This window comes from Paracoccus luteus (genome assembly GCF_004522155.1).
Taxonomy (GTDB): Bacteria; Pseudomonadota; Alphaproteobacteria; order Rhodobacterales; family Rhodobacteraceae; genus Paracoccus; species Paracoccus luteus.
In genome coordinates this window covers 1-10,589 of sequence record NZ_SDEA01000022.1, presented here as the reverse complement: position 1 = coordinate 10,589, position 10,589 = coordinate 1, and the positions used below count along the sequence as shown (strand labels likewise).

The following is a 10,589-nucleotide window of genomic DNA, read 5'->3' as shown; positions in this document are numbered from 1 at the left end:
GCCTGAGTGTCCGGCGAAACAGGGGCAAGACCAAGCTGCAGGATAGGCAGGTGTAGCCACGGCAACATGAAGATGGACAGCACCTACCGACCGGCGCGCCGAGTTGATCGGCCCCAAGCGGACGGTGGCGGCCATGCTAAGCAGCGGGGCGATTTAATCCGAAGCGGAATTATCCCGCTGACACATCAACCTCTACATCTTGTGCCTGAACTTTTTTCTGTCCGAGCGTGGTTTTTTTCCTGATCAGCCAATCTTGGGGTCATGTCTCATGTCCATCGCCCCGTACGCCGCAATCCCGACGACATCACCTTCGCCGCGATCGAGAAGATCGCGGCGGACGAGGGCGCATGTCTTGCGCTTTTCGAGGCTCTCCGCTTTCCCGGCGGTCTCCGTTGTTCCGCCTGCGGCGCCGATGAGCGCCAAGGCTGCGGCTTCACCCGCCACCGCTCGCGTCCGGGTCTCTACACCTGCGGGGGCTGCCGGCGGCAGTTCTCGATCACCTCTGGTACGGCGATGCACCGCACCCGCCTGCCGCTCGGGCAATGGCTGCGGGCCATATGGCTCCTGTCATCGTCCAGCAAGGGCATCTCGGCCCGCAAGCTCGCAGAGATGCTCGGCCTCACCTACAAGGTCGGCTGGCATCTTTGCCATCGCATCCGCACGATGATGGGCGACCGTCAGATCAGCCTCTCGGGCGTGGTCGAGATCGACGAGATCTACGCCGGCGCCCCGCCGCGCAAGCCGCATGGTGGCGGCCCGTCAGGCGTTCCGACCGGCCGCGGTCCGCGTCGGCCGCTGGTGCTGACGATGGTCGAGCGCAGCGGCCGCGTCGTTCTCGAGCGCATCGCCAGCCATTCCTCCGCGGCCATCGGCCGGGCGGTCGCGCCGACGGTCGATCCGGCCGCGACGATCATCACCGACACCCTGCCGGCCTATCGTCGGGTCGCCGCCGGGCACGAGCACCTGACGGTGGTCCATTCGGCAGGACAGTTCGTTGTCCCGGACGCGGGCGGCTCCGGGGTTGATGCGCACACGAACACGGCCGAAGCCGTTCATGGGATGATCCGCCGCGCCGTGATCGGAGTCTGGCACTGGATCAGCCAGAAGCATTTGGACCGCTACCTCGACGAGCTCGCCTGGCGGCACAACCGCCGCAAGGAAGGTCATCTGACCCGCATCGTCGATGTGATCGGCTGGGGTGGCAGGCCGCTGCCGATGAAGCATCTCGTCAGGCCGATCTGATCTGCTGCGGGAACACTCGCAAATTATTGTTCACTTTCTGTTCCTTGCGCGCTATCTCTCCCGGGAGATGATGCGCTGCGATCCCCTTCCCCTGCTCGACCCCAATCCCGGAAAGATCCGGGATCTGCTGGCAGTGCTGAAGGCTTTCCGGGACTGTGCGCCGGCTGTCGCCGCCGACCAGTGGCGGCGGTTCTTCGAGACCGGAAGGTTCGAGAAGAAGCTCACGGCGGCCGAGGAGAAGGCCGTGCCGGCGCTCGCGGCTGCGAAGGTGATGCTCGGCGCACAGCGCATGCAGATGCTGCGCTTCCAAGTGGTGGGCCAGCTCAAGAGCTTCATCTCGAACCGCGCCAACGACTTCCGCGATGTCGTGCTGGCCTCCTCGCTGGACGCGACGCTCCGCCACCAGCTCCTGACGATCAACAAGGAGAAAGCCTGGTTCTCCCGGGATCTGGTCCGGATGAAGTCGGGGCCGCTGAAAGGCCAAGTCATCCCTGACAATGTCCGTCGCCTTGCGCGGTCGATCATGCGGGCAATACTCGCGTGCCACCGCAAGCCGCGCTTCCATCGCCTGAACCCCAACATCGATCAGCGCCAGGTGAGCTTCGGAGAGGCGCACTCCGCCCGGCATGGCGATCTCTGGATCAGCATCGCGGCGCTCGATCTGCTGGACAAGAAGACGGCCAAGGAGATGACCGCCGTGGATGCAGGCCGTGCCGCCCGGCAGGGGCGTGCGCCGGAAGAGTTCCGGCCCGGCAGCCATCGCATGATCCATCTGCCGCTCCGCAGCCATGCGTATTTCAACGCACGCGGCGGCGATCTCGCACTGACCGTCCAGCTCATCGAACGTCCGGCCAGCAAGCACAGCATCAAGCTCGGACGATCGACCCATCGCCTGCCCGACGGCCGTCCGGGCGAACTGGTCATCGGCCTGGTGTCGGACATGAAGGCGGCCTTCGAACAGAGCCGCACGGGTTATGTGCCGCGCTGTGACGAGCTCGCCATCGACTTCGGCCTACGGACGATGCTGGCGACGGATCAGGGCGATCTCTTCGGGCGCGACTGGATCGACAGGCTCAAGTGGCATGACGAGCGCATCGCGGGGCTCGCCGCGCGGCTCCAGGCGCAGGGCATCAGGCCGAACCGGTCGAAGCGCTACCGGGAACGGGTGGAGGCGCTGCGCGGCTACATCCGGACCGAGATCGGCCGGGCGCTGAACCGGCTGGTGGAGATCCGCGCGCCCGCGCATCTGGTGCTCGAGCGGCTGGACTTCCGCAGCCCGGAGCTCTCGCGCCGGATGAACCGGCTGCTGACGAATTGCGGCCGCGCGGTCCTGCGTGAGAAGCTCAAGGCGCTGAAGGAACAGTACGGGATCACCTTCGAGGAGGTGAACCCGGCCTATAGCTCACAGACCTGCTCGAACCCGCGCTGCGGCTATGTGAGCAAGACCAACCGCAAGGCCCAGGGCACCTTCGTCTGCGGCGCCTGCGGCAAGAAGATCCATGCCGACGTCAATGGGTCCCGGAACCTCGGGGGCGGACGTTCCGCCTTCGATCGGGCAGCCCGCATGACGAAGGCGGAAAGCCTCGAGCTGACGGTGATGCGTCATCTCGAGCGCTTGGGGGCGGCGAGAGCGGGGGTCGTGCTCGACCCTTCGCTCTGGCCGGCCCGAACCCGGGATCGGGTGATCCCGGAGCGAAGCGTGTATGTGTCCAATCGTTACTTCGGCGATGCCCTGGGGAAGTTCTTCCCTACTCCGGCAGCGGCACCAATGACGCGGCGCTTCAAGTCCAATCGTAGACCATCTGCACCGGAAATTGTGGCGGCTCAGCCAACACAAGATATGGTAGCTGATGTGTCAGCGGGATAATCACCATCCGAAGCGGTCGTTCATGTTTACTTCAAAGGAGCAGTCCTTCAATGATCGGGATTTTTGCGTATCTCTCATCCACTTACCAGGGTCGGGGCGAAGCGCCTATTGCTTCCGAAGAAATAACTGCGTCTAACTTGCTTGTTTATGCAGGCTCGAACCCTAAGTATTCTACGACAGCACTTAAATATAATTAGCGCAACGGACGAATTATCAATCGTTGGTCTGATGGTTTGGTCTCAATAAGTCGGCGGCGTAATCGCTGACACGATGCGGCTTTCGCCGTCATGGACGTTCGTAAAACTATGTGGAAGCCGACTGTCAAAATAATATCCGTCCCCTTCTTCAAGAACACGGGACTGGCCGTCAACAGTCACCTGGACTGCACCTTTCACGATAACGCCGCTTTCCTGGGCCGCATGGGTGATCGGCTCGCCGGTTGACGCCCCGGCAGAGTAGGTTTCGCTGAGAATCAGCATTTGCCGGTGAGGATGATCGAAGCCGACCACCCTGTGAGAAATCCGGTCGTTCCTGCCGATCTCCACCAGATCAGCCTTACGATAGAAGGGGCTAACTACATCTTGCGCAGAGACGCCGGTGAAAAAACCGACCACCGTCGATCCCAGCGGCGGTCAGCCCCGCGGCATGGGGGACGAGCCGCTCGCGGTCCGCCTCCGTGATTTCTCCCCCGAGGTGATGGGCGAGAATGCGGCGGATGGCGGCGGGACCGGGGTGCGGCACCCGCACGATCGCGTCAAAGCGGCCGGGTCGAGTCACCGCCGGATCGATGGCGCCGGCGTCGTTGGTCGCGCCGATCAGCAGCACGCCGTCGAGATCGCGGGTGCCGTCGATCTCGGTGAGGAAGGCGTTGATGACCTGGCGGCGGTAATTCTCGGCATGCGCGTCGCGGCTCCAGCGGGAGCCCACGGAGTCGATCTCGTCGATGAAGAGGATGGAGGGCACCGTCGCCCGGGCGGCGGCGAAGCTCCGCTGCATGGCGCTGAGCATGTTACCCAGGTGCCCGCAGGCCTGCCAGTCGGCAAAGCTCGCGGCATGGAAGGGCACCCCCGTCGCGGCACCGATCGCGCGGGCCAGGAAGGTCTTGCCGGTGCCGGGGGCGCCCTCGAAAAGGACCGAGCGGGTCATCTCGCGCCAGGCGATCTCGCCCTTCTGCCAGCGGCCGAGATCGGCCACGAGGCGGCGGGCCATGGTCTCGGCCTCGCCATAGCCCTCGATCGCCGCAGGGCCCGGTCCCGTGACCTGGGTGCTGCAGCGGAGCACCCGCGCCGTGATCGCGGCGGTCGCCGCCTGCGCCGTCTCTGCCCGCAGGGACATGAGCAACTCGTCCTCGCCGAGGCGCGCAAGTGCCTTCTCCTCGGGGAGATCGCCCGCGGAGGAGTCCCCAGGATAGACGATCCCGAGCAGGTCGCCCAAGATCTCCGCGGTCAAAGGTGCCAATGGCAGCGCCGGCGGCAGCACCACGCGCAGGGACGGTTCCAGCTCGGCCGGGCCGGAGATGACGATGACCGCCGGGCTGCGCCGCCCGAGCGCGCGGCGGATGCGGGCGGCAAAGCGCGCGCGGGCCGTGCGGGGCGATCCTCCGTCGTTCATTTGCAGGACGAACGCGGCGCCAATGGGTCGCAGCCCCGCGGGCGTGAGCCGGGTCAGGGCGGCGGCCACCGCTCCGGTGAGGTCGGGCGGCGCCGAGATGACGGTGACGGCGGAGGGGGCGAGCCAGCTGCCGGTGTCGGCCCGCTCGCCGAGGGTCACCAGGACCCGCCCGAGAACCGCGAGGAAGGCGGGGCTCTCTTGACGCAGGTCGCCCCTGCCCTCGGACGCGACATCGTAGGGGTCGATCTCCTCGACCATGACCAGGCCGTAGTCGGCAGAGGCGATGTCCTCCTCGTCGGCAGGATTGGAGAAGAAAGGATCAGACGCAGCCGATCTCCGGCGCGCCGTCTCGGCCAGGGCACGGCTCAGGAGCGAGCGTCCGGTGGGCGGCGGGCCTGTGCGGCGCGGGCCCTTGGTCATGGCGCGGCTCCTTGGCGAGGGAGGGGGACACGGCGCCGCCCTGCGGGCGGCGCGGGATCGCCACGGACAAGGCTCAGAGGTGCTGCGCGGCCACCCGGTCCAGCATCGCCTCGATCACGGGCTGGAGCCCAGCGTCATAGACCTCGCTGCCGACCCGGATGATGCCATCGTAGGCCGCCGGCGGCACCACGGCCTCCGGGTAGGTTGCGCGCAGTTCCGCATGCATCCGGCGCTCGGTGCAGAGCGCCAGGCGGCCGCTCGCCATCGGCACGACGCGCAGGAGCGTGGCGGTGAGATCACGCTGGCCCCTCAGCTGGTGGTCGAGCCGCGAGACCGGGTTGCGCGAGAACCCGAGCTTCACCACCGGACCGACGTCCGGCAAGTCGAAGTGCATCAGGTAGATCGCGCTCCCAGCCGAGGCCCAGCCTTCTCCACAGGAGGCGCAGTTGAACCGCCCGCTGATCATGTTGGTGCGCGCGATCCGCTGGACGTGGCCGCAACCCCCTGCGGCATGGGCGTAGAGGCGATAGCGGGGTTCCCCCTCGGGGTCGGGTCCGTGCAGCGACCAGCCCCACCGCCCGGCTTCTTTGCCGAGGCGCCGCGCTTGGCAGGTGTCGCAGCGGAGGCCGGTCGCGCGCAAGGCAGCTCTTGCGATCCGACCGAACTGGCGGCGCACCTCGTGGCCGCAGGGAAGGCCATAGAAGGCATAGCGGGTATCTTCCGGATCGCGGCGCCGGAACTCGGCACCGGCACCTGCCGCCGCACCGGCCCGCGCCGTCAGGAGACAGTTCGGACAAAGCGGTTGCGCCGTGCGCAAGGTGAAGACTCGCGAAAGGTTCACGGTATCGCAGCGGGTGCAGCGCAGGGCGAGGTGCTGATGATCGCGGACGCGGGCGGCGATCTCGTAACCCTTGGCCCGGGCGATCGCGGGCCACTGCGGCGGCAGGGGGAGGTCGACGACGGGCAGCGCAACGGGCGCCCCGCCGTCGCGCGGGACGACGTGCAGGATCGAGGACGGCATGGAAGCCTCCTGTGCTGATGAGAGACGAGCGCCAACTCGGCCGCAGGACTGCGGCCGAGCTGGCGGGATCAGGTCATGAGGCAGCGCGCGGGCCGCGGGCCCCTGCTGTGGTCAGCAGGCCATGACCGCGGGGTCGCCCAGCCCGGGATCGGACGCGCCGGGGAGGTGACGCGCCCTCTGCCGCGCCGGGGCATTGCGGTCGGAAAGTTCGGTCAGGGCCGCAAGGCAGTGGCGGATCGAGGCGTTGAGCCGCCCGGCACCGGGAAGATCCTCGGAGAGGAAGAGAAGATCCGGCCAGGCGAGCAGCCGCTCGAGATAGAAGCGGCTGTCCTCGCCATCCTCGAGGGAGCGGGCCATCTGCAGCTTCCAGGCGCGGTCCCGCAGGTGCGCATCCATCGGAAACAGGGGGGTGGCACGCAAGATCACCTCCAAATCCTGGTCGATCCGCTCGTTTGACACCTCAAACATCCGCAGGTGATGATGGAGGGCAGGCGACCAGGGCGCCGCCCCATCGAGGACGGCCAGGCACTGGGCCGTGACGCGCATGCGCCGCGACGCCCCCAGGAAGCGCCGCGCCAGGGGCGACAGCGGCGCTGCAGTCGCGTGAGTCACTTCAGTGCACGCCGCAGGCGTGCTAGCCATGGTCTCAGCCATGATCGATCTCCCTTACAGATCGTGTTGTGGTCAGAGCAGGCGCAAGAGGTGAGAGTCTTGCGCCCGCTCGCCGATATTTATATTATGGTGTTATGACGCCATAAAATCAAGTGAAAGTTTCAATGCCGCGAACGGGTCGCCCGAAAAAAGACACCGAGCCGGTCAATGTCCGACTTCCGGTGGTGACATTGGAACAGATCGACGAACTGCGGCGTGCCGCCCCGGACCTGCCCTCTCGCCCTGAGGCGATCCGCCGACTGGTGGTGAAGGCTCTAGAGGCAGGAGAGGACGCAACGGCGAAAATGGGCGGAGAGCCGACTGACGGCAGTGCAGCATAGCGTTTGCAGCGTAAGGTGGTAGCGGACACTCAGCACACCGTTAGCCAAATTATGCGGATGCACACCCAGTGGAGATTGGGAGGTCGCCACCGGAGGCGCAAGCGGACCGGTAGATTCGAGTGGAGCCAAACAGTCTTCGATGCGAAAGGCGCTCCGAGTCCGTCATCGCCATCTCCGTTGCCGTTCGCAAGTCTCGCTACTCGGACCTGTCAGAGACGAGCCGGGCCGCAAGCGTCACCAACAACCGCGCCCCGCGCCCCGCGCTATGCCGGAGGCGCTGCGCCCGGCGTCCTGGACCACTACCAAGACTACGGTTGCAGCCGCCTGTATGGTAGGTGGAGGTGGTCTATAGCACGGCACAACTTGGCGCGGGCAATATAAAACTGGCAGAGCTTCAGCGAACGGGTCATGAGCCGTCGCGGGCTGGAATTATTGCACAACCGTTCGGAGCCCAGCACCACAGCTATAGTTGACCTCTGCCATAGCCCTCAGTAGCCCTTATCAGCGGCCGACCGGATCTTAGACGGACGACTATTCAGTTCGATTGACACAGCAAGAATGTTCAGTCATGCATAGTGCACTCTTTACGCGGATGAACCTTCGTGGTTCCGTCGGGCGCTTAGCCAGACGAATTGTTATTGGGTGGTCTTATCGGCAGGAAGCTCGTGGAGCAGCCATCTCTCGGCTTGCGCCTCGCCTGACGGCCGATGGCTGCTCCACGAGCTTCCTGCCTCCTAAGGGTAAAGAGCCACGTGCCTGAGATGGTTGAAGACTATCTCAGGCACGTGGATTTAAATGAACTCAGATTTCGCTGGCCCACTGAATTCATTTTCTTTTGTGGTGGTCGTTCAACTGAACACCGGGCAGATCCAGTGAGCCTGCGGCACTATCTATTGGCCGAAAGAAATATTGGGAGTCGTCTCGATGCCAAGGCCGTTCTGGCCGAGGCCGCCAACCAGATATACCGCGATACAACGTATAAGGATTTGATCACATACGAAGAAGACATCGCGAAAATATCACGAGTTGTTCTCCTCGTTGCAGAAAGTGCAGGATCTCTGGCGGAATTGGGGGCATTTTCATCGACCCCAAGCCTTAAGGCGAAATTGGCGGTCATAATCCAACAAGATTATTTCGAGGCAGAGTCATTCGTTCGCTTCGGTCCAATACGCCGCCTTGAGAACGAAGAAGCTTCTAGGGTGGCTTATTTCCCATGGAAAGTAAATAGCCGGGGAAGAGTTGTCAAAGCCAGCATCAATGGCCACGTCAAAGACATTGTTGCTTTCATCAATAGAAGGGTTGCCCGAGGCGAAAAGACTTTCAGCTTCGGAGCGGAGGCTAGTCGTGAGTTACGAGATTTCGCAATAGTTCTTTGGCTCTCCCAGCTTGCGCAAGTGATCACACTCGAACGGATCACGGAATATGCAGAGATCCTCGGGAACCCGATATCGAGAAATCGCGCTCACAATTTCTTTTACTGCATGAAGCTCGCGGGGTGGATGGATAATTACCCTTACTCAGGCTCAACCTACGTTATCTCTAAGTTCGGCGGTGACGTAGTCAGTAGATACGCATTCAAAACGAACAGCCCGATTAAAGATGCGAAGCGTTGGGTCGCGCTGACTCAAGCTGCAATTGTCAAAGAAGCATCAATATCTAAAGCACTGCTCAGGTCTGCCATGGATCGACGGAATGCCTGATATTAGCCTCCTGAGGGACATTGCGCTAGATGTCGGGATGAGCGACGCAAGCGTGCTGGAAATAATTCAGAACGCTCCCAAGCGCTATAAGGTATACCGCATCCCTAAGAAGGGCAGCGGTTTTCGCATCATTGCGCAGCCTGCTCGGGAGCTGAAGACGATACAGAGATCGATATCCAAGCTCGTCTTAGAAAAACTACCAGTTCACGCATCTGCTGCTGCTTACAGGCCGAAAATCGGTATATTTCACAATGCCGCCGTTCATGCAGGCACCAGCCCGATCTTGAAGTTGGACTTTGAGCGGTTCTTTAACAGCATAACAGCGGAAGCTTGGCGCCGATTTGTAGCCTCGCAAGAAGAACTGCGCTTGAGCAGGTCCGAAATGGCTCTAGTAACACGTGCATTGTTTTGGGGTGAAGGAAGCAAGAACCCATCATGTCTTTCCATAGGAGCGCCCACCTCTCCCCTGATCTCCAATGCTATTATGTTTCAGTTTGACGTGGAGATGAGCAATTTTGCAGAGGAACGAGGGTTGAGGTATACTAGATATGCCGACGACATCGTTGCGTCCGCGAAAGATTTTAAAGTACTTCACCATTTTGAACGGCATGTAAGGCAATATATCAAGAAAAATAAGACGCCTTCTTTGACAATAAATGAGAGCAAGCGTGCCATATATTCACCTGGAGATCGCCGCCTAGTCACTGGGCTAATCTTAACGCCTGACGGAAAAATTTCACTTGGCAGGCACCGAAAGCGTGAAATATCGTCCTTGATCCACTTTTTCCGTTTAGGTCAGCTTGACCACGAAAGGCTCGGGTATCTTCAGGGGTTGCTCTCTTTCTCCTTGTCGGTGGAGCACGATTTTGTTTCACGTATGTCGTCAAAGTATGGGAACGATGTAGTCTCCGCGATCCTCAATTATCGCGTTCCTCGAAGAGACGGCTCTCCCAGATAATTCCCCGTTCAGACTATAACCTACAGCTTCGGGGGGCGGTCACATCATCAGCGCCCTTCCCGATACGAGTCTGTCGGTTGGCCCCGGCTTGATGCCGAGATTTATCGCACCCGCAGCGATCCCAGATCGTGCTGCGCAGCAACTCGATCGCGCTGATTGGATCCGTCTTTGGCGCGCCAAGTCGCACAGCGAGGCGTGCGCAGGCATCAAGCTAGCCCGATCAAGGTGCTCGCTGCGGAAGGCCGTAAGCGTCCGGTCTGAGGGCTACCGGGTCCAGTGCCACGGCAGCAGTTCGTCGACCTTGGTAATCCTGTAGTCTGAGATGCGGGCGGTGGTGTCGGCCAGCCAAGCATGAGGATCGACGCCGTTCAGCTTGGCCGTTTCGACNGGTGTTGTTATCCAGCTCGAGAATGCCGTTGGCGAGATAGGGACGCATGCGCTCCATCCGCGTCAGGGCATGAGCCGGATCGCGGCGGCCAGCGGGGATTTGCCTGAGATGCGGGTCAGCTGCATGGCGAGCCAGACCTCGAGATCGTCGAATACTGGGGCGGCGCGGGCCTGCCGAAGCTCGAAACGCTTGTCCGGCGGCAAACCTCGGGCCTCCTCGACGGCATAGAGCCGGGCGATCCGGCGGATGGCCTCTTCGGCGATCGGAGAAGCCTGGGCACGATGGATGTCGACGAACTTGCGCCTGACATGGGCCATGCAGGCGACTTCGTGGATCGCGCCGGACCGATAGAGATCCTCGAACCCGGCATAACCATCGGCATGCATCCAG

The 10,589-nt window shown here is 62.6% G+C and carries 10 protein-coding genes; 4 read left to right on the top strand and 6 right to left on the bottom strand.

All coding sequences use genetic code 11. From position 1 onward, the window contains the following. The first annotated feature begins 261 nt into the window (after positions 1-261). Both EPA64_RS15980 and EPA64_RS15975 read left to right on the top strand, forming a co-directional pair. Positions 262-1,242, top strand: a complete 981-nt coding sequence (locus tag EPA64_RS15980; protein WP_134727283.1) for an IS1595 family transposase — start codon at positions 262-264, stop codon at positions 1,240-1,242. Between the two features lie 67 nt (positions 1,243-1,309). After that, entirely contained in the window at positions 1,310-3,109 is a 1,800-nt protein-coding gene (locus EPA64_RS15975; RefSeq protein ID WP_134727282.1) for a zinc ribbon domain-containing protein, read from the top strand. Positions 3,110-3,348: 239 nt separating this feature from the next. Here EPA64_RS15975 and EPA64_RS15970 read toward each other — a convergent pair whose 3' ends face one another. From EPA64_RS15970 to EPA64_RS15955, 4 genes are all read right to left on the bottom strand, one after another. Beyond that, entirely contained in the window at positions 3,349-3,723 is a 375-nt protein-coding gene (locus EPA64_RS15970) for a cupin domain-containing protein (protein ID WP_220443776.1), read from the bottom strand. Continuing rightward, entirely contained in the window at positions 3,680-5,140 is a 1,461-nt protein-coding gene (locus EPA64_RS15965; RefSeq protein ID WP_134727280.1) for an AAA family ATPase, read from the bottom strand. Before EPA64_RS15965 ends, EPA64_RS15970 begins: the two co-directional genes overlap by 44 nt. Before the next feature lie 73 nt (positions 5,141-5,213). Next, positions 5,214-6,161, bottom strand: a complete 948-nt coding sequence (locus EPA64_RS15960; protein ID WP_134727279.1) for a GIY-YIG nuclease family protein — start codon at positions 6,159-6,161, stop codon at positions 5,214-5,216. Between the two features lie 111 nt (positions 6,162-6,272). Continuing rightward, on the bottom strand, positions 6,273-6,815 hold the full coding sequence (locus EPA64_RS15955; RefSeq protein ID WP_134727278.1) for a hypothetical protein: 543 nt from the start codon (positions 6,813-6,815) through the stop codon (positions 6,273-6,275). Positions 6,816-7,914: 1,099 nt separating this feature from the next. Between EPA64_RS15955 and EPA64_RS15945 the strand changes: the two genes are divergently transcribed. Both EPA64_RS15945 and EPA64_RS15940 read left to right on the top strand, forming a co-directional pair. After that, positions 7,915-8,853 (top strand): retron St85 family effector protein, encoded by a 939-nt coding sequence (locus tag EPA64_RS15945; protein WP_246026799.1) that lies wholly within the window; start codon positions 7,915-7,917, stop codon positions 8,851-8,853. Continuing rightward, the gene (locus tag EPA64_RS15940; RefSeq protein WP_134727275.1) at positions 8,846-9,811 is read left to right on the top strand and encodes a retron St85 family RNA-directed DNA polymerase; all 966 of its coding nucleotides are present in this window, start codon (positions 8,846-8,848) and stop codon (positions 9,809-9,811) included. The genes EPA64_RS15945 and EPA64_RS15940 overlap by 8 nt, the downstream gene beginning before the upstream one ends. 264 nt (positions 9,812-10,075) lie before the next feature. On the opposite strand, the gene EPA64_RS16965 is transcribed toward EPA64_RS15940, so the two are convergent. Both EPA64_RS16965 and EPA64_RS15930 read right to left on the bottom strand, forming a co-directional pair. Beyond that, entirely contained in the window at positions 10,076-10,210 is a 135-nt protein-coding gene (locus EPA64_RS16965; protein WP_281278593.1) for a transposase domain-containing protein, read from the bottom strand. 51 nt (positions 10,211-10,261) lie between these two features. Beyond that, the coding region (locus EPA64_RS15930; RefSeq protein ID WP_167626692.1) for an IS66 family transposase at positions 10,262-10,589 on the bottom strand (328 nt) is incomplete at its 5' end.

Bases quoted from the DNA above. Each gene is read 5' to 3' on its own strand.
- EPA64_RS15980 (WP_134727283.1), top strand. From the start codon at position 262: ATGTCTCATGTCCATCGCCCCGTACGCCGCAATCCCGACGACATCACC.
- EPA64_RS15975 (WP_134727282.1), top strand. From the start codon at position 1,310: ATGATGCGCTGCGATCCCCTTCCCCTGCTCGACCCCAATCCCGGAAAG.
- EPA64_RS15965 (WP_134727280.1), bottom strand. From the start codon at position 5,140: ATGACCAAGGGCCCGCGCCGCACAGGCCCGCCGCCCACCGGACGCTCG.
- EPA64_RS15960 (WP_134727279.1), bottom strand. From the start codon at position 6,161: ATGCCGTCCTCGATCCTGCACGTCGTCCCGCGCGACGGCGGGGCGCCC.
- EPA64_RS15955 (WP_134727278.1), bottom strand. From the start codon at position 6,815: ATGGCTGAGACCATGGCTAGCACGCCTGCGGCGTGCACTGAAGTGACT.
- EPA64_RS15945 (WP_246026799.1), top strand. From the start codon at position 7,915: ATGGTTGAAGACTATCTCAGGCACGTGGATTTAAATGAACTCAGATTT.
- EPA64_RS15940 (WP_134727275.1), top strand. From the start codon at position 8,846: ATGCCTGATATTAGCCTCCTGAGGGACATTGCGCTAGATGTCGGGATG.